A 17,439-nucleotide genomic window follows, 5' to 3' on the forward strand; every position below is an offset into this window, starting at 1 on the left:
TGGTTCGGCCCGCCTATAGTGGGTTCCGGCGGAAAGGTCAGCCCAAGATTTCAGTGCCAGCGGAGGCACGCACCCGAAGGCGACGCCCGCCATCAGAAGAAGCCCGGGGCGCCCGAACTTCTTCTTGGCGACAATATCCCGGGGGGTTCACAGGCTTCCCGGAAACGCTCCAGTGGAGCGTTTCGCCTGTGAACGGGCGAAGTCCCGGGAAGGGGGCTGGCCCCCAATCAGCGCAACCCGTCCTCGCCCTTCACCTCTGCCACGGTCAGCCCGCCCATCCGGTCATGCACCCGCCCGCCGCGCGACATGGCGAGAACGAACAGCAGCTCCCCCGCCCGCGGCCCGTCGGGCAGGCCCACCTCCATCGCGTCGAAATGGCTGCGCACGTAAGCCGCGTTGATATGGCCCAGCGGCACGTCGATCCGGGTGCCGGGGCCGCCCTGTTTCATCGCCGAGGGCACGATCGCCTTCGCCTCGCCCAGCCGCGCGCGCATCGCATAGCCGCCCGGCACGTGCCACAGCGCGGTATGCTCCAGCTCGCCGCCCTCGCCCGCCATGGCGGCCTTGCCATAGCCGTCGATGCCGTCCGGCCCGCCCATCGCCTCGATCAGCCGCTCGGTCATCATCAGGCCCAGCGGCTTGAGGTCCTCCATCGCCGGCTGCAGATCGGCGGTGTAGCCGCCTGCGAAGGGATTGGCGACCAGCGCCGCGATGGCCGCTCGGCGGCGCGGCTGGTCCGGGGCCGGGCCGCCGTCGTGGTGGATGTCCTCGACGAAAAGCGCGGTCTTGCGCAGGGTGAATTCAGGCATGGGCAGGGTCTTTCATATGGGGAAGCAATTGCGGCCCGAGGCCGCGGACGACGCCGCTGAGGCTGAGCAGCGCGCCCTGGATCAGGCCGCGGGCGTGGAAGGTATCGGCCAGCGCGGCGCCGGCGGCAAGGGCCGCGGTGATCTCGCTGTCGGTCAGCGGCCCAACGTCGGTGGTGACGGGCGTATCGCCGAGGTCGCTGTCGGGCGACAACTCGCTGGCCGGCGCGCGGGTCACCGCCGGATGCCCCGGCAGGTCGACCGCGTTGGCCAGCAGCGTCGCCGCCGCATCCGCCAGCGCGGCGGAGCGGGCCAGCACCGTGACGCTGTCGGCGATGCCCAGCGAATAGCTCCGCCCGCCCCGTCCCGAGGTGGCGATGCCCCGGATTGGGTCGCGCCGCCGGATATTGATCGAGCCGCCGGTGGGCGAGGCCACGGCTGCCTGCATCTGCTGTCCCTTGGCAAGGTAGAAGGCCACGTCGCCGCCATTGTTGACATAGGCCTTGTCCACCCCTTCGCCGTCGCAGATGGCGGCGAGGATGGTCTCCGCCCCCGCGCCCGCCACCGCCGCCATCGGCGTGATGAACATCGAGGCGAAGGGAAAGGTCGCCTGCACCATGCGCCGGGCGGTCTCCCCCTCCGGCATCTTGCCCCAGCGCGACCGCAGCCGCGGCAGTTCGGCGGCCAGCTCCTCGAGCAGCGTCTCGAACCGTTTCGCCGCGCGCTCCAGCGCCGATTCCCTCCCCGGCCCGGTCACATCGGCGATCATGTCGATCGGCCCGTGATGCAGGTGCAGCCGTCGCTCGTCCGGCAGGAAGGTGATCTGGGCGCCGGACATCAGCCGCGCCCCCGCGTGTCGCCCACCGCCCGGAACGCCGCGCCGTATTCGCCACCCTTCGCCAGCACGTCGGCCACGCTGCGCACCTGCGCGTCATGCCCGCCCAGCGCGCGGTAATGCTCACGCTCCAGCGTGAATTCCAGCGGCGCCACCAGCGCCGGGGTCGGCACGTAGCCGAACGAGCCGTCGGGCATTTTCGTCACGTCCACCATCAGCGTGATCCCCCCGCCCGGCCAGACATAGACCGGCGCGCCGCCACAGGTCACATGCGTCTTCAGCGCCTGTACGGAACGGGTCAGCTGCACCGGGTTCTTCGTCACGCCCGACCGCAGCGATCCGCCGGCCCCCGCCTGGAACATCACCGTGCAGAGCGCCGGCTCGCAGTTCTCGGCGATCAGGTCGACCGAGGGCCGAAGCGCCTCCGGCAACGGCGCGGCCTGTGGTTCGAGAGCGTCGTCGAGCACGTAATACCCGTACTGCTCGCCCGTCGTGGACACCATCAAAAGTGTCAGCCCCGGCTGCGCACCCTTCTTCTCCAGCCAGGGGTTCAGGATGGTCAGCGGGTCCTCGATATCCGTCCCGCCCCAGCCGCGTCCCGGCTGCGCCACCTGGAAATACCGCCCCGGCGTCGACCGCCGGCCCTTGATGCGGATGCCGGTATCGGGCCAGCCCAGAACCTTGCCCGCCAGGTGCTCGCTGACCACGCCGGTGATGTGGTCGTCGACCACCACCACCTCGTCGACCAGCCCCTGCCATTGCGAGGCGAACATCCCGATCGTGGCCGAGCCGCAGCCGACGCGCATCCGCTCTTCCCGGTGGCCGTCGACCACCGGCGGCTGCCCCGCCTGCACCTCGACCGTGGCGCCCCCGTCGATGGTCAGCTCCACCGCCTCGCGATTGCACAGCCGCAGCAGCGCATCGCAGGTCACGCGCCCCTCCGCCTTGCTGCCCCCCGTCAGGTGTTCGACCCCGCCCAGCGACAGCATCTGCGAGCCGTATTCCGACGTGGTGACATGCCCGATCGCCTCGCCCTCGGCCCGCACGATGGCGGCCTCGTGGCCCAGGTGGCGGTCGGTGTCGATCTTCACCTTCACCCCGCAATAGGAAAAGATCGCCTCGGTCACCACGGTGATGAAATCGGCGCCCTCGACCTCGCGGCTGACGATGAACGGCGCGGGCTTGTAATCCGGATAGGTCGTGCCCGAGCCCACGCCCGAGACGAACACGTCGTCCCCCGCCAGAACCTGCCCGTCCCACTCGGTCGCAAGGAAGGGGCGGATCTCGCCGCCCTGCTCGACCCTACGGTGCAGTATGGTAATCGGATCGCAGCGCACGATCCGCCCGTCCTCGTTGGCATAGCGGTCACAGGCGCCCACCTTGCCCTCGGCGATGTAACACATCACCGGACAGGCATCGCAGCGGATCTTCTCCTGTGTCTCCCGGCGCTTCTCGGTCATCCCCGCGCCTCGCGGATCGCGGCCAGCACTCGGTGCGGCAGGGCGGGCAGTTTCGTGACCCTTGCCCCCGTGGCATGGCGGATGGCGTTGAGGATGGCGGGCGCGGTGGGGATCAGCACATGCTCCCCCAGCCCCTTCAGCCCCATCGGCCCTTCCGGGTCGGGCACCTCGACGAAGATCGATTTCACCTCGGGCATGTCGCCGGTGGTGGGGATCAGGTAATCGTGCAGGTTCTCGGTGCGGCCGGGGATGTATTCCTCCATCAGCGCGAGGCCGAGGCCCTGCGCCACGCCGCCCTCCACCTGCCCCTCGGCCAGCAGCGGGTTCACCACGCGGCCAAGGTCATGGGCGGCGGTGATGCGGGTGACCTTCACGGTCCCGAGTTGCATGTCGACCGTCAGTTCCGCCATCTGCGCCCCGAAGCCGTATACGGCATAGGGGCTGCCCTGCCCGTTCTCGTCCAGCGGGCTGGTGGGCGGGTCGTAGGTCTCCTCGGCGGCGAGGACGTAGCCGTGCCCGTCAGCCTCCAGATCCCCCAGCGCCACATGCCGCTCGCCACGGTCGTCGGTGACGGTGAGGGTGTCGCCCGTCAGGGTGATACGGGCGTCCTCGGCCATGTTGCTCAGCGCGAGGATGCGGGCCCGCAACGCCTGTCCCGCCAGCAGCGCCGCCTTACCGGTAACGTAGGTCTGGCGCGAGGCGGAGGTCTTGCCGCAATCGGGCGTCAGGCCGGTATCCGGCCCGATCAGCCGGAACTGCCCCACCGGCAGGCCCAGCGCATCGGCACAGATCTGGGTGATGACGGTGTTGGAGCCCTGCCCGATATCCGTGGCGCCCTGGTGGAGGGTGAGCTCGCCCTTCGCGGTGATCCCCACCCGGATGGTCGAGGGGTTGGGCAGGCCGGTATTGCCGCAGCCGTACCAGCATGACGCTATGCCGACGCCGTGACGGTAGCGGCCGCCTTCCGCGTTGGCCCTGTCGGCACTGGCCAGCGCTGCCTCCCACGGCGCCTTGAGCGCATCGAGGCAGGCCGCGATGCCGACGCCCTGCAGCACCTGCCCGCAGACGGTCGCCTGCCCGTCCTGCAGGGCGTTGAGGCGGCGGAAGGCCAGCCGGTCCATCCCCGCCTTCTGCGCGAGATCGTCGTAGAGCGCCTCCTGCAGGATCGCCGCCTGCGGCACGCCGAAGCCGCGGAAGGCGCCGGAGATCGGCTGGTAGGAATGGATCGCCCGCGCCTCGGCGGCATAGTTGGGCGTGTAATAGGGCCCGGAGGCGTGCACCGGCACGCGGCCGGCGACGGTGGGTCCCCAGCTTGCATAGGCGCCGGTGTTGAAATCGCCGTCGAAGATCATGCCGGTGATCCGCCCCTCGGCATCCGCCCCCGCACGGCCGGTCATCTTTGCCGGGTGGCGCTTGGTGGTGGAGGCCATGGATTCGGCGCGGGTGTAGATCATGCGGGCCGGGCGGCCGGTCTTGAGCGCGACCAGGCCGATGAGCGGCTGCAGGGAAATATCCAGCTTCGAGCCGAAACCGCCGCCGGCCGCCGCGGGGATGATCCGCAGTTTCTGCGGGTCGAGGCCGAGGATGCGGGCGGTGTCGTCGCGGTCCATCACCGGGGCCTGGGTGCAGGCCTGGATGACCAGCGTGTCGCCTTCGAGCCATGCCACGCCTGCCTCGGGTTCGATATAGGCGTGCTCGATATAGGGGGTCTCGGCCTGCGCCTCGGCCACGTGAACGGCCCCGGCCAGCGCCGCCTCGGCATCGCCACGCCTGACCACGCCGGCGATGAGCAGGTTGTCGGGGCGGTTGTCGTGGACGAGCGCGCCGGCATCGGCCTCCTGCCAGGTGATCGGGAAAGAGGTGAGGTCCAGCGCCTCGATCACCCCCGCCTCGCCCGCCACGATGGCCACCGCCTCGCCCCGCAGGCGGGCGCGGGTTTCGGCCAGGGCGGGCTGGTCGGCGAAGGGCGGGATGGTGCCGAAGATGTTGGCGCCGGGGATGTCCCTTGCGGTGAAGACATGCACCTCACCGGGCTGGGCGGCGCGCCACGTGTCGATGTCGCCAAGGGTGAACGTCGCGGGGGCCGAGGGCGCCCGGACGGCGCGGACCAGCAGCGTGTGCTCGGGGCAGGCATCGGCGCCGTAGATTTCGGTGCCGGCCACCTTCGGGCCGCCGTCGAGCCGTTCGACCCGGGCGCCGACCGCATGGCCCGCCTCGGGCATTTGCGCGGGCGTTCCGGGGGCCGCGTCGAGCACGGCGTCGATGATCTTGGCATAGCCGGTGCAGCGGCAGAGCACGCCGCCGAGGGCTTCCTCGGCCTCGGCGCGCGTGGGATTGGGGCGGTCTTGGAGGAAGGCCGTGGCGGTCATCAGCATCCCCGGCGTGCAGATGCCGCATTGCGCCGCCCCGTGGCGCAGGAAGGCCTGTTGCAGCGCCGTGGCGTGCAGCCCTTCCACCGTCTGCACCTCGCGCCCGCCCGCCTGGGCCAGGGGCGTCAGGCAGGCGCAGACCGGCGCGCCGTCGATGAGCACGGTGCAGGCCCCGCAATCGCCCGCGTCGCAGCCCACCTTGGTGCCGCGCAGGCCCAGCCCTTCGCGCAGCACCTCGGACAGGCGGCGGGAGGGGTCGGCGGGCAGCGTGACCGGATCGCCGTTGACGGTGAGGGATATGGTGGCGGTGGCGCGGTTCATGCGGCGGCCCGTGCGGGTTGGGTGAGGTCATCCACGGCCCGGCGCAGCAGTTCGGCGGCGGCATGGGCGCGGTAGGGGCCATCGGCGCGGATGTCGTCAATGGGCGACAGGGCGGCGGCGACGGCGGCGTCGGTGATCCGGTCGGCCAGCGCCTCGGCGGGCTGACCGGTGAGGGTGGCCTCGAGGTCGGTCAGGCGCGTGGCGACGGCGCTGCAGGCGCCGACCGAGAGGGCGGCATCTTGGACGGTGCCGCCGTCGATATCCAGCCGCACCGCGACCATGGCGACCGAGATCACCAGGTACTTCCGCGCGCCCAGCTTGAGAAAGCGGGAGGTGCCGCGGGTGGCCGCCTCGGGGATGAGGATGGCGGTGACCAGCTCCCCCGGCTCCAGCGCCGTTCGGCGCGGACCGTTAACAAAGTGTAAAAGGGGGAGCGTGCGCGTGTTTTTCGTGGTGGCGATCTCCACCTGCGCATCCAGTGCCGCCAGGCAGGGCATCCCGTCGGCGGCCGGAGAGGCGTTGCAGATATTTCCGGCGACGGTGCCGGAATTCTGAATCTGGACCGATCCCACCTCGCGCGCAGCCTGTTTCAGCATGTCGAACGCAGGTGGCAACTCGGCCCGGATCACGTCGGTCCAGCTCGTCGCGGCGCCGATCCGGTATGCGCCCTCCTCGCGCGTGACACCGCGCAGCGCGGGGATGCCGGTGATGTCCAGCACCGGCCCGGTCAGCGTGCGCCCCTGCGTGGCCGGGAACAGGTCGGTGCAGCCCGCAGCGATCGTGACCGGCCTTTCCGCCAGCACGTCGAGCGCGCCCTGCAGCGTGTCGGGCCGGTGATAGGCGGCCACGTGTCTCTCCCTGTTCGTCTTGCTGGCGGGGATGGTGCGGCACCCGCGATAGACAGTCAACACAAAGACAGGATTGCGCCGTGGCGCGCACCATCTGCCGAAAGATTAACCGAAGTCTTGCAACAACGCGCGGCCCGCCCTCAGACGCCCACGTAACGGTCGACGATGCTGTGATCGCGGCGCAGCGCCTCGGCCGGCATCACCTCGCCGTTGCGGCCGTTCTCGATGAAGGCCACCCGGTCGGCCACCGACAGCACCGCATCGACCCGCTGTTCCACCAGCAGGATCGCCACGCCCGCCGCGCGCATCTTGACGATCACCTGCCGGATCGCCTCGATCATCGAGGGTTGCAGCCCCTCGGTCGGCTCGTCCAGCAGCAGCGCCTTGGGCCGCAGGCAGAGCGCGCGGGCGGTGGCCAGCATCTGCTGCTCGCCGCCCGACAGGGTCTGCGCCTTCTGGTCCATGCGCTCGCGCAGGCGGGGGAAGAGGTCGAGCACCTCTTCCAGCACCTCCTTGCCCGAGCCGCGCACGCGCAGGCCGATCTCGAGGTTCTGCGCCACCGTCAGCCCGGAGAAGAGGCGGCGGCCCTGCGGGATATACCCGATCCCGTGGCGCGGCACCTCGTGCGGGGGCAGTTTGCTGACGTCGGTGCCGTCGAGCATCACGCGGCCCGACATGAGCGGCAGAAGGCCCATGATCGCCTGCATCGTCGTCGTCTTGCCCGCGCCGTTGCGGCCGAGAAGACAGAGGATTTCACCGGCCTCGACCTTGAGCGACAGGTCCCGCAGCACCTGTGCCCGGCCATAGCCCGCGTTGACGGCGTCCAGCTCCAGCATCATCCGGTCCCCAGGTAGGCCGCCTGCACGGCATCGTTTTCATGGATCTGCTGCGGCGTCCCCTCGGCCAGCACCTCGCCGAAATTGAGCACCGTCACCCGGTCGGCGGTCTCCATCACCACGCTCATGTTGTGCTCGATCAGCAGGATCGTGGCCTCGGCGGACAACTCGCGGATGAGCGCCTTGAAGGCGTCGATCTCGCTGTCGGCCAAACCTTGGGTCGGCTCGTCGAGGATCAGGAGGCGCGGACGCTGCACCAGCCCCATGGCGATCTCCAGCAGGCGCTGGTGGCCGTAGCTGAGGTTGCCCGCCTCCTCGTCGCGGCGGTCCAGCAGGCCGACGCGGTTGAGGGCGTCATCGACGGCCTCGTCGACCGCCTCACCCTGCAACCGGCGGCGGGCGGCCAGCGCCACGTTCTCGGCGGCGGGCAGGCGGGCGAAGACCGAGGTGATCTGGAACGTATAGGCCATGCCGCGCAGGATGCGCTTGTGCGCGGGCAGCGCGGTGATGTCGGCATTGTCGAACTGCACGGTGCCGGAAGAGGGCGGGATGCGGCCGCAGATCATGCCCACCAGCGTCGTCTTGCCCGCCCCGTTCGGGCCGATCAGCGCCCGCACCTCGCCCTCCTCGAGGTCGAAATCCACATCCGTCACGGCCTTCAGCCCGTCGAAATGCTTCGACAGGCCGCGCGTGGACAGCAGCGTCATGGCAGCCACCTCCAGACCCGGCGGCGCAGCTCGCCCGTCAGGCCCTGCGGCGCGAAGAGGGTCAGCAGCACAAGCGCCACGCCAACGATCAGCAGGTAGGCGGTGGTGACGCCTGAACTCAGGTCGATCAGGTAGAACATGAAGAGCGTGCCGACGAAGGGTCCAAGCACGGTGCCCGCGCCGCCCAAGAGCACCCAGAGCAGCGGGAAGATCGAATACTGCACGCTGGCGAAACTCGCCCCGGCATAGCCGAAGAGCAGGCCATAGAACGCCCCCGCCGCGGCCGAGATCGTGCCGGAGATCACCATCGCGCCCAGCTTGTGGGCGAAGGTGTTGTAACCCAGCATCCGGACCCGCTCCTCGTTCTCGCGGATCGCCACCAGCGTCTTGCCGAAGGGCGCGCGGACAAGGCGCAGGCAAAGCAGCAGGCAGACGGCGAAGAGGCCCCAGGCGGCGAAATACCGGTTCTCGGGGTTGCTGAGGTCGATGCCCCAGAGCATCCGGTCGAAGGCCTGGATGACGAAGCCCTCGTCGCCGCGGGTGTACTCGCCGAAATAGAGGATCGTCAGGTACCCGGCCTGCGCGAACATCAGCGTCACGATGAGGAAAGCCACGCCGGTCGTCCGCAGCGCCAGCAGGGCCAGCGCCGCCGCCACCACTGCCCCGGCAAGGATACCGACGATCAGGGCGGGCGCCGGGGTGAACCCCGCGTGCTGGATGGTCAGCCCCATGCCGTACATGCCGGCGGCGAAGAACAGCGCGTGGCCGAGGCTCAGCAGGCCGGTATAGCCGAAGAGGATATTGTACCCCACCGCATAGCTTGCCAGCACCATGATCCGGGCAAGGTTGCCGTGGTGATAGGCGGGCAGCACGAATTGCAGCGCGAAGAGCACCGCCAGAAGGCCGAGATGCAGGGTGAGGGACTTCGCCGTGGCGCTCATGCCGCGCGCGTCCCGAACAGGCCCTGCGGGCGGAAGACCAGCACGAGGCCCACCAGCAGCGTGGCGAGGATCTTGGCCAGCGTCGGTGAGAAGAAGACCGAGATGATCCCGTCGCTGAGCCCGATGAAGATGGCGGCGACCACCGTGCCGGGCAGGCTGCCCAAGCCCCCGATGATAACCACGATGAAGCTCAGCAGCAGCGGGTCGGCCCCCATCAGGTAATGCGCCTGCTGGATCGGCACGATCAGCACGGCGGCCAGCGCCGCCAGCGCCGCACCGATGCCGAAGACCAGCGCATAGACCCGCTCCACCGGGATACCGAAGGCCAGCGCCATGTCGCGGTCGGCCTGCGTGGCGCGCATCAGCAACCCGATCCGCGTGCGCGCCATCATCAGCCAGACGCCCACCAGTACCACGCCCGCCGCGCCGATCACCGCCAGCTTGTAGGTGGTCGTCGACAGGCCCCAGGGGAAGTAGAATTCGAACCCTTCCTCGCCCCATTCGAACCACGGCAGGGCAAGCCGCTGGTTGAAGGGTGCCTCGACCGGGCGCGCCTCGGGGCCGTAGGTCATCAGGGTGAGCTGCTGGATGATGTAGAGAAGCCCGATGGTGGCGACGATGGTGCGCTCGGGGTCATAGTCGATCCGCTTCAGGATCGTCATGTCGGCCGCCGCCGCGATGGCGCCGACGACAAGCGGCGCAATCACCAGCGCCGCGACAAAGCCCAGCGCCGGGTGCCCGCCCACCGTCTGGGCCACGAACCACGCGATCACCGCGCCCAACATGAAGAACTCGCCATGGGCGATGTTGACCACGCGCATCACGCCGAACACGAGGCTGAGGCCCACGGCCGTCAGCGCCAGCACCGCCGCCGTGACCGCACCCTCGAGCGAGGCCAGAAGAATGTAAGGACCCAATTCCATGTTGCGCCAAGGATTGCCCGGCTCATCCGCGAAGGGCAAGCGAAATGGAAGGCGATCTACTGGCGCAGGGCGGGAAGGCCTATGCCGGTGGCCTCGAAACCGCCATCGACGGCGATGATCTGCCCCGTGACATAGCTGGCACCGGGCGAGCAGAGGAAGGTGATCACGCTGGCGATCTCGTCCTCCGAGCCGTAGCGGTTCAGCGGAATCGCATCGTGATAGGCGTCGATGATGGCCTGGCTGTGCACGGCCATGGCCAGCTTGGTGCGCACCGGGCCGGGGCAGACGCAATTGGCGCGGATGCCCTTCTCGCCAAGCTCCACCGCCTGCTGCTGCGTCAGCGCCATGACCCCGGCCTTCGACGTGCCATAGGCCACCCGCAGGGTCGAGGCGCGCAGGCCGGAGATCGAGGCGATGTTGACGATGGCGCCCTTCGCCGCGGCCAGCGCGGGGGTCAGTGCCTGCGTGACCAGAAAGACCCCGTCGAGATTGGTTTCCATCACCGTGCGCCAGCGGTCAAAGCCGGTCTCGCCGATCGGCCCGAAATCCGCCACGCCGGCATTGTTCACCAGCGCATCGACGGTCTTGCAACTCCCGCCGACATGCCGGGCCATTTCCGCCACCTGCTCGGGCTGCGAGACGTCGCAGACCACCGGGTCCACCTCGTCCAGCTTGCCGGCCTCCTCCATCAAGGCCGCCTCGTCGCGGTCGATCATGACCACGCGCCAGCCCTGGTCGAGGAACTGTTTCGTGGTCGCCAGCCCGATCCCGCGGGCCGCGCCTGTGACGATGGCGGTCTTCATCCTTGTCCCTCCCAAATGATCTCACCGTGGCTTGGGGCGCTGCCCCACGTTGAAATCCCGAAGGATTTCAACGCTCCCCGGGATATTGTCGGCCAGAAGAAGCATGCGTCAGGCTTCTTCTTGGCCCAAATACTCCCGCCGGAGGCGTCCCGAAGCCGCCGCCGGCGGAACGGCCTACATGGCCTCGATCATCTCGGCCTGGCGCACGATTCCCTCGGCCTGCTTGATCGAGGCGATGTCGACGAGGCGGCCCTTGTAGGTGGTCGCCCCCTCGCCGCGGGCCTTGGCGTCTTCCATCGCCTGCAGGATCTCGCGGGCTTCCTGAACCGCCTCGTCAGAGGGGGTGAAGATCTCGTTGGCGAGCGCGATCTGCTTGGGGTGGATGGCCCATTTGCCGACCATGCCCAGCGTGGCGACGCGGCGGGCCTGGGCGCGGAAACCGTCGTCGTCGGAGAAATCGCCGAACGGGCCGTCGACCGGCAGGATGCCGTGGGTGCGGCAGGCGGCGACGATGGCGGCGGTGGCCCAGTGCCACGGGTCGGGCCAGTAGCTCTGGCCTTCGTGCAGCATGTAATAATCCTTCTGCGTGCCGCCGATGCCGGTGGTGGACATGCCCATCGAGGCCGCGAAATCGGCCGCGCCGATGCTCATCGCCACCAGCCGGGGCGAGGCGGCGGCGATTTCCTCGACATGGGAAATGCCGGCGGCGGATTCGATGATCACCTCGAAATTGATAGGTTTTTCGCGGGCTTGCGCCTTTTCCACGGCGGTGACCAGCGCGTCGACGGCATAGATGTCGGCGGCGCAGCCGACCTTGGGGATCATGATCTGGTCGAGCCGGTCGCCGCCCTGTTCCAGCAGGTCGACCACGTCGCGGTACCACCAGCCGGTATCCAGCCCGTTGATGCGGACCGAGAGGGTCTTGTTGCCCCAGTCGACCTCGTTGATGGCCTTGATGGTGTTGGCGCGGGCCGTGTCCTTGTCGGTGGGGGCGACGGAATCCTCGAGGTCGATATTGATCACGTCGGCGGCGGAAGAGGCCATCTTTTCAAAGAGTTTGACGTTCGAGCCGGGCCCGAAGAGCTGGCAGCGGTTGGGGCGGGAGACCGGGGCGGGTTGCAGGCGGAAGCTCATGTCGGGCACCTCTCGAAGGGTTCGGAAATTGCGTCAGGTTCGCCGCAACCGGTATAAAATTGCCGGGGCAATCGCAACCATTTTGCGGGTGCAGAAAAACCGATGCACCGCCAACCCGCCGCGAATCGGGGTTAAGCTCGAGGCGGTCTTCACCGTGCCCTCGGACGCGATGGAAGGCACGCTGATCATCGGCAAGAAGGACGAGCCCACGGTCGAGTTCCCCCTCGACCTGTCCGGCGAGGTCACCGAGTTTCCGCAGGCCGGCAGCCTGTGGGACGTGGAGATCACCGGCCTGTCACTGGTCGACGAGGTGGTGACCGAGCACGGCTCGCGCGGGCAGACCGTGGCCGGTCGGGTCACGCCGGCGATCGGCAAGATGGTGAAGGTCGACCTGAGCCTGACGCCCAAGCGCGACCTCAAGGCCGACCGGCTGAACGAGAACAACGCCGCCGCCTTCACGTCGAAACATGTCGGGCTGGTGGGGCCCGAGGGGTTGCCGCTGGCGCTGGTGGGCGAAGCGCGCAACAACGGCGGGAGCCTGACGCTGTCCAGCAACAACTCCAACACCAGCAACTGGCAGGGGGAAGGCACGACGGGGCAGCTCGAGCGGACCTATTACTTCCTGGGCTCGGGCGCTTCGGGTGACTACCAGCTCTACTGCAAGGACGTGAACGTGAGCAGCGCCACGCTGGAGTAGGCGCGGGCGGCGGCCCGCCTTCGATCCGGTTTAATCGGGCCGCGCCATTGCGGAACGGCATGAGGCACCCTATGTCAGGAGGGCGACGCATCTTCCTTCGACCATCTGTTTCCCCAGGGCTTCAGCTGTTCTTATGACGACACTGAGCCAGGTCACCGCATCTTGCGGGTGACACCACAGACAGGAGACGACACGATGGCCAATGGCACCGTGAAATGGTTCAACTCATCCAAAGGCTTCGGCTTCATCGCCCCCGAGGGCGGCAGCAAGGACGTTTTCGTTCATGCCTCCGCGCTCGAACGGGCCGGCATTCACCGGCTCGACGACGGGCAGGCCGTGACCTTCGATATCGAAAGCGGCCGCGACGGGCGGGAATCGGCGGGCAACCTCGCCCTGGCATAAGCCGTGAACACGCGACAACCGGGACGGGGGCGGCCAGGCGGCGGCCCCCGTCTTTTCATTTGAGCCGGCGGCACATGCCGGGCGCAACAGGAGAAGGAGACGACGCGATGCCGAAACCCACCAAACCCGGCCCGGCGGCCGGAACACCGACGCGGTCGGAAACGCTGCTGGAAAAGACCACGCGCGCCGCGTGGGACATCATCGACGACGAGAACGCCAAGCGCGATCTCAAGACCGAACGGCTGCGCGAGGCGCGGCTGGCCCGCGCCAATGACCCGGCCGACGAGACAGCGGTTGACGAGACGCCCCCGATCCCCAAGACTGCGCGCAAGAAAGCCCGGGCCACGTCAGGCACGTCCTGACCGGCGGCGCAGTGCCGCCTCAGCCTTCACCGGGCCGACAATTCACGGCATCCTCCCACCGAAAGGTATCGGATTGAGACCTTCAGACTGGACCCGCACGCTCGCGCAGTACCGCGAGCCCTTCCCCCTGCGCAGCCTTCTCGAACTGGCCGTCACGCTGTTGCCGTTCCTCGGGATCTGGGCGCTCGCGTGGTGGGCGCACACGATCAGCCCGTGGCTGTCGCTGCCGCTGGCGGTCATCAACGCCGCCTTCCTCGTGCGGCTTTTCATGATCCAGCACGATTGCGGGCATGGCGCGTTCTTCAGGGATCGCAAGCTGGGCGACTGGGTCGGGCGGGTGATCGGGGTGCTGACGCTGACGCCCTACGCGGTGTGGCGGCGGACCCATGCGATACATCACGCCTCGACCGGAAATCTCGACCGGCGCGGCATCGGCGACATGCCGACCCTGACGGTGCGGGAGTACCGCGAGAAGGGCTGGTGGGGCCGGGCCGGGTATCGGCTGGTCAGGAACCCGGTCTTTTTGTTCGGGATCGTGCCGTTCTACAGCTTCTTCCTGCAGAACCGGGTGCCCGCCGGGCTGATGCGCTCGGGCTGGCGCTACTGGATGAGCGCGATGGGCACGAACCTTGCGATTGCCGGGGTGGTGGCGCTTCTGGCGTGGCTGGGCGGGGCCGACGTGCTGCTCTTGATCTACCTGCCGACGACGCTTCTGGCGGCAATGGCGGGGATGTGGCTGTTCTACGTGCAGCACCAGTTCGAGGAGACCCACTGGGACCGCGAGGAGGACTGGAACATCCAGGAGGCGGCGCTGCATGGCAGTTCCTATTACGACCTGCCCGGCGTGCTGCGCTGGATCACGGCGAATATCGGCGTGCATCACGTGCACCACATGGCGAGCCGCATCCCCTTCTACCGGCTGGGCGAGGTGCTGCGGGATCACGATATCCTGACGCAGATAAAACGGCTGACGCTGATGGACAGCATCCGCTGCGCGCGGCTGCACCTGTGGGACGAGAAGAGCCGGCGGCTGGTATCCTTCGCCGGGGCGCGGGCGCTGGCCTAGCCCGGGATCGGTGGCGGCATCGCCGCCATTGCCCCGCCGTGGGCGCCTGTCCTATCCTGCCCCGGACCATAACCGGGGAAGGATCGCCGCCATGCTGATGCAATGGCTCGAAGGGCTCAGCTATGTCGTCACCGTGCTCGGCTTTCCGATCGCGATTTTCGTGATCCTCCGCGAGGAGCGGCTGCGGCGGATCAACGAGGAGCACGAGCTGCACCGCAACCTGACGCAGGAATATGACGGCTTCCTGCGGCTGGTGATGGACAATGCCGACCTGCTGCTGATGAGCCGGGGCGCGCCCAAGACCACGCTGACCGACGAACAGAAGGAGCGGCGGCAGATCGTGTTCGAGATGCTCGTCTCGCTGTTCGAGAAGGCCTATATCATCCTGCATTCCGAGCACCTGACGGGCGATGCGAAGCGGCGCTGGCTGTCGTGGGAGGATGACATGATCGACTGGCTGCGCCGGCCGGATTTCCGCGCGGCGCTGCCGGTGCTGCTGGAGGGCGAGGACGACGCGTTCAGCCGCTATATCACCGGGCTGACCGAGAAGGCGGAGCGGCGCGGAAACTATTCGCCGTAGGGCACCCAGACGGTCTTCACCTCTGTCGCCTGATCGAGGAAGGCGCGGCCCTCGGCGTCGGGGGCGAACCAGTCGCGGGCGTGGCCGTTGTTGACCCAGGTGCGCTTGAGGTTGCCGGCGCTGGCGCGTTCGATTTCCCCCGAGACGTCGGAGGAGGAGAAGGACCAGGCGGCGTCGATATCGGCGTGACCGGCGAGGTGGGGGGCGAGCTCCGCATGCGAGCCGGTGAGGATGTTCGCCACGCCGCCCGGCACGTCGGAGGTTTCGAGGATCTGCACGAATTCCAGCGCCGAGAGCGGGAAGGGTTCGGAGGCCAGCAGCACCGCGCGGTTGCCCATGGCCATCGCGGGCCCGAGAAGGGAGATGAGCCCGAGGAGCGGCGCCTCGTCGGGGCAGATGGCGCCGATCACGCCCACGGGTTCGCGCATTGCCAGCGCCATGCCGCGGAGGGGAACGCCATGGGCCTGCCCGTCGAACTTGTCGGCCCAGGCGGCATAGGTGAAGAGGCGGGTGATGGCGGCCTCGACTTCCTTCTTGCCGGTGCGGGTGCCGGTCTGGGCGTCGATCTGTGCGGCGAAATCGGTGGCGCGGGCCGAGAGGTTCTCGGCCATGTAATAGAGAATCTGGGCGCGGGCATGGCCGGGGGTGGCGGACCACGCGGCGGCGCCGCGCGCCGCCTCGACCGCGTTGCGGATGTCCTTGCGGTTGGCGATGGGGACCTGCCCGAGAAGCTTGCCGCTGCGGGAGTGGACGGCACGGGAATAGCCGCCGTCGGGGCGGGCCTGCTTGCCGCCGATATAGAGCTTCGGGGTGCGGTCGATGCCATCCTCCGGATCGCCGTTGCCGGGGAAGGGTTCGATGGGCTTGAGCCGCTTCGGCGTGCCTGCGGGCCTGAGATAGGCCGACAGCCCTTCCCACCCGCCTTCGCGGCCGAAGCCGCTTTCGCGCACCCCGCCGAAGGGGGCAGCGGCGTCGAACATGTTGGTGCCGTTGATCCAGACCACGCCCGCCGCCAGCTTGGGCGCCACGTCGAGCGCGAGGTTGAGGTTCTCGGACCAGACCGACGCCGCCAGCCCGTAGCGGGTGTTGTTGGTCAGCTGCACCGCCTCGGCCGGCGTGCGGAAGGTGGTGCCGACGAGGACCGGGCCGAAGATCTCCTCCTGCATCAGCGGGTCGGCGGGCGACAGGCCGGTGATCAGCGTGGGCGGGTAGAAGGCGCCGGTCTGCGGGGTGTCGATGTCCGCGCGGTAGGTTTCGCCGCTGTCGCAGGCGGCGACCATGTCGGCCACGCGGTCGCGCTGCACCGGGTCGACCATGGCGCCGATATCGATGCACTTGTCGAGCGGGTTGCCCATGCGCAGGTTGGCCATGCGATGGCGCAGCTTGTCGTGAAACCGCTCGGCCACGCCCTCCTGCACCAGCAGGCGGGAGCCGGCGCAGCAGACCTGGCCCTGGTTGAACCAGATGGCATCGACGAGGCCTTCGACCGCCGAATCCAGGTCGGCATCGTCGAAAACGATGTAGGGCGACTTGCCGCCCAGTTCGAGCGTCAGCGCCTTGCCCTGCCCCGCCGTCACCTCGCGGATGCGGCGGCCGACGGCGGTGGAGCCGGTGAAGGCCACCTTGTCGATACCGTCATGGGCGACGATCATCTCGCCGACCGAGCCGTCGCCGGTGACAATGTTGACCACGCCCTTCGGCAGCCCCGCCTGCCGGCAGATATCGGCGAAGAGGAGGGCGGTAAGCGAGGTCCATTCGGCGGGTTTCAGGACAACGGTATTGCCCGCCGCCAGCGCCGGGGCGATCTTCCAAGACAGCATCAGCAGCGGGAAGTTCCACGGGATCACCTGCCCGCAGACCCCGAGCGCCTGCTGACCCGGCCTTTCGCTTTCCAGAAGCTGGGCGAGGCCCGCATGGAAGTAGAAATGCCTCTGCGCCAGCGGCACGTCGATATCGCGCGCCTCGCGGATGGGTTTGCCGTTGTCGAGGGTTTCGAGCACGGCGAAGAGGCGGGCGTGCTTCTGCAGGAGCCGCGCCAGCGCGTAGAGGTACCGCGCCCGGCCGGGCCCGCCGAGGCGCTCCCACTTGCCCTGCGCCTTGCGGGCCGCCGCCACGGCCGCGTCGACATCCGCCGCGCTGCCTTGTGTCAGCGTCGCCAGCACCTCGCCGGTGGCTGGGTTCTTCGAGTCGAACCCCTCGCCCGGCTCGGTGAAGGCGCCGTCGATGAAATGGCCGAACCGGTCGCCCTGATCCACCAGCCAGGCATAGGCGTCGGCGGCGCTTTCCGGGGCCGAACCATACGCCATCGTATCGTATATGTCGCGAACACTCATGGCTTCTTCTTGGTCC

At 68.6% G+C, this 17,439-nt stretch carries 17 protein-coding genes; 5 read left to right on the plus strand and 12 right to left on the minus strand.

What is annotated here, in order from left to right; genetic code table 11:
- Positions 1–227 precede the first annotated feature (227 nt).
- The 11 genes from RLN94_RS02485 to RLN94_RS02535 form a co-directional block, all read right to left on the minus strand.
- Positions 228–809, minus strand: a complete 582-nt coding sequence (locus tag RLN94_RS02485) for an amino acid synthesis family protein (RefSeq protein WP_350130568.1) — start codon at positions 807–809, stop codon at positions 228–230.
- Positions 802–1,644 carry a UPF0280 family protein gene (locus RLN94_RS02490; protein ID WP_350130569.1) on the minus strand — a complete coding sequence of 281 codons (843 nt, stop codon included), beginning with the start codon at positions 1,642–1,644 and terminating at the stop codon, positions 802–804. The genes RLN94_RS02485 and RLN94_RS02490 overlap by 8 nt, the downstream gene beginning before the upstream one ends.
- Complete coding sequence (locus tag RLN94_RS02495) at positions 1,644–3,101, minus strand: 6-hydroxynicotinate reductase (RefSeq protein ID WP_350130570.1); 1,458 nt, start codon at positions 3,099–3,101, stop codon at positions 1,644–1,646. Before RLN94_RS02495 ends, RLN94_RS02490 begins: the two co-directional genes overlap by 1 nt.
- Positions 3,098–5,791, minus strand: coding sequence for a molybdopterin-dependent oxidoreductase (locus RLN94_RS02500; protein WP_350130571.1), 2,694 nt, complete (start codon positions 5,789–5,791; stop codon positions 3,098–3,100). Before RLN94_RS02500 ends, RLN94_RS02495 begins: the two co-directional genes overlap by 4 nt.
- Positions 5,788–6,639: an FAD binding domain-containing protein gene (locus RLN94_RS02505; protein WP_350130572.1), complete on the minus strand. Its 852-nt coding sequence runs from the start codon at positions 6,637–6,639 to the stop codon at positions 5,788–5,790. The genes RLN94_RS02500 and RLN94_RS02505 overlap by 4 nt, the downstream gene beginning before the upstream one ends.
- A gap of 140 nt (positions 6,640–6,779) precedes the next feature.
- Entirely contained in the window at positions 6,780–7,475 is a 696-nt protein-coding gene (locus RLN94_RS02510) for an ABC transporter ATP-binding protein (RefSeq protein WP_350130573.1), read from the minus strand.
- Positions 7,475–8,182 carry an ABC transporter ATP-binding protein gene (locus RLN94_RS02515; protein ID WP_350130574.1) on the minus strand — a complete coding sequence of 236 codons (708 nt, stop codon included), beginning with the start codon at positions 8,180–8,182 and terminating at the stop codon, positions 7,475–7,477. The genes RLN94_RS02510 and RLN94_RS02515 overlap by 1 nt, the downstream gene beginning before the upstream one ends.
- Positions 8,179–9,123, minus strand: coding sequence for a branched-chain amino acid ABC transporter permease (locus RLN94_RS02520; RefSeq protein WP_350130575.1), 945 nt, complete (start codon positions 9,121–9,123; stop codon positions 8,179–8,181). Before RLN94_RS02520 ends, RLN94_RS02515 begins: the two co-directional genes overlap by 4 nt.
- Entirely contained in the window at positions 9,120–10,046 is a 927-nt protein-coding gene (locus tag RLN94_RS02525) for a branched-chain amino acid ABC transporter permease (protein ID WP_350130576.1), read from the minus strand. The genes RLN94_RS02520 and RLN94_RS02525 overlap by 4 nt, the downstream gene beginning before the upstream one ends.
- A 56-nt stretch (positions 10,047–10,102) precedes the next feature.
- Positions 10,103–10,849, minus strand: coding sequence for an SDR family NAD(P)-dependent oxidoreductase (locus RLN94_RS02530; RefSeq protein ID WP_350130577.1), 747 nt, complete (start codon positions 10,847–10,849; stop codon positions 10,103–10,105).
- Between the two features lie 174 nt (positions 10,850–11,023).
- Positions 11,024–11,983, minus strand: coding sequence for an L-malyl-CoA/beta-methylmalyl-CoA lyase (locus RLN94_RS02535; protein ID WP_350130578.1), 960 nt, complete (start codon positions 11,981–11,983; stop codon positions 11,024–11,026).
- A gap of 88 nt (positions 11,984–12,071) precedes the next feature.
- Here RLN94_RS02535 and RLN94_RS02540 point away from each other — a divergent pair, with 88 nt between their 5' ends.
- From RLN94_RS02540 to RLN94_RS02560, 5 genes are all read left to right on the plus strand, one after another.
- Positions 12,072–12,680: a hypothetical protein gene (locus RLN94_RS02540; protein WP_350130579.1), complete on the plus strand. Its 609-nt coding sequence runs from the start codon at positions 12,072–12,074 to the stop codon at positions 12,678–12,680.
- Positions 12,681–12,875: 195 nt separating this feature from the next.
- Entirely contained in the window at positions 12,876–13,082 is a 207-nt protein-coding gene (locus RLN94_RS02545; protein WP_350130580.1) for a cold-shock protein, read from the plus strand.
- A gap of 107 nt (positions 13,083–13,189) precedes the next feature.
- Positions 13,190–13,444: a hypothetical protein gene (locus RLN94_RS02550; protein WP_350130581.1), complete on the plus strand. Its 255-nt coding sequence runs from the start codon at positions 13,190–13,192 to the stop codon at positions 13,442–13,444.
- Between the two features lie 73 nt (positions 13,445–13,517).
- Positions 13,518–14,510: a fatty acid desaturase gene (locus RLN94_RS02555; RefSeq protein WP_350130582.1), complete on the plus strand. Its 993-nt coding sequence runs from the start codon at positions 13,518–13,520 to the stop codon at positions 14,508–14,510.
- 91 nt (positions 14,511–14,601) lie between these two features.
- The gene (locus RLN94_RS02560; protein WP_350130583.1) at positions 14,602–15,090 is read left to right on the plus strand and encodes a hypothetical protein; all 489 of its coding nucleotides are present in this window, start codon (positions 14,602–14,604) and stop codon (positions 15,088–15,090) included.
- Here RLN94_RS02560 and RLN94_RS02565 read toward each other — a convergent pair.
- Entirely contained in the window at positions 15,078–17,423 is a 2,346-nt protein-coding gene (locus RLN94_RS02565) for an aldehyde dehydrogenase family protein (RefSeq protein WP_350130584.1), read from the minus strand. The genes RLN94_RS02560 and RLN94_RS02565 overlap by 13 nt on opposite strands.
- Positions 17,424–17,439: the final 16 nt, after the last annotated feature.

The organism is Roseovarius sp. (assembly GCF_040223625.1).
Taxonomy (GTDB): Bacteria; Pseudomonadota; Alphaproteobacteria; order Rhodobacterales; family Rhodobacteraceae; genus Roseovarius.

Excerpts from the sequence above, each read along its gene's own strand:
- RLN94_RS02485 (WP_350130568.1), bottom strand. The coding sequence starts at position 809 with ATGCCTGAATTCACCCTGCGCAAGACCGCGCTTTTCGTCGAGGACATC.
- RLN94_RS02490 (WP_350130569.1), bottom strand. The coding sequence starts at position 1,644 with ATGTCCGGCGCCCAGATCACCTTCCTGCCGGACGAGCGACGGCTGCAC.
- RLN94_RS02495 (WP_350130570.1), bottom strand. The coding sequence starts at position 3,101 with ATGACCGAGAAGCGCCGGGAGACACAGGAGAAGATCCGCTGCGATGCC.
- RLN94_RS02500 (WP_350130571.1), bottom strand. The coding sequence starts at position 5,791 with ATGAACCGCGCCACCGCCACCATATCCCTCACCGTCAACGGCGATCCG.
- RLN94_RS02510 (WP_350130573.1), bottom strand. The coding sequence starts at position 7,475 with ATGCTGGAGCTGGACGCCGTCAACGCGGGCTATGGCCGGGCACAGGTG.
- RLN94_RS02515 (WP_350130574.1), bottom strand. The coding sequence starts at position 8,182 with ATGACGCTGCTGTCCACGCGCGGCCTGTCGAAGCATTTCGACGGGCTG.
- RLN94_RS02520 (WP_350130575.1), bottom strand. The coding sequence starts at position 9,123 with ATGAGCGCCACGGCGAAGTCCCTCACCCTGCATCTCGGCCTTCTGGCG.
- RLN94_RS02525 (WP_350130576.1), bottom strand. The coding sequence starts at position 10,046 with ATGGAATTGGGTCCTTACATTCTTCTGGCCTCGCTCGAGGGTGCGGTC.
- RLN94_RS02530 (WP_350130577.1), bottom strand. The coding sequence starts at position 10,849 with ATGAAGACCGCCATCGTCACAGGCGCGGCCCGCGGGATCGGGCTGGCG.
- RLN94_RS02535 (WP_350130578.1), bottom strand. The coding sequence starts at position 11,983 with ATGAGCTTCCGCCTGCAACCCGCCCCGGTCTCCCGCCCCAACCGCTGC.
- RLN94_RS02545 (WP_350130580.1), top strand. The coding sequence starts at position 12,876 with ATGGCCAATGGCACCGTGAAATGGTTCAACTCATCCAAAGGCTTCGGC.
- RLN94_RS02550 (WP_350130581.1), top strand. The coding sequence starts at position 13,190 with ATGCCGAAACCCACCAAACCCGGCCCGGCGGCCGGAACACCGACGCGG.
- RLN94_RS02560 (WP_350130583.1), top strand. The coding sequence starts at position 14,602 with ATGCTGATGCAATGGCTCGAAGGGCTCAGCTATGTCGTCACCGTGCTC.
- RLN94_RS02565 (WP_350130584.1), bottom strand. The coding sequence starts at position 17,423 with ATGAGTGTTCGCGACATATACGATACGATGGCGTATGGTTCGGCCCCG.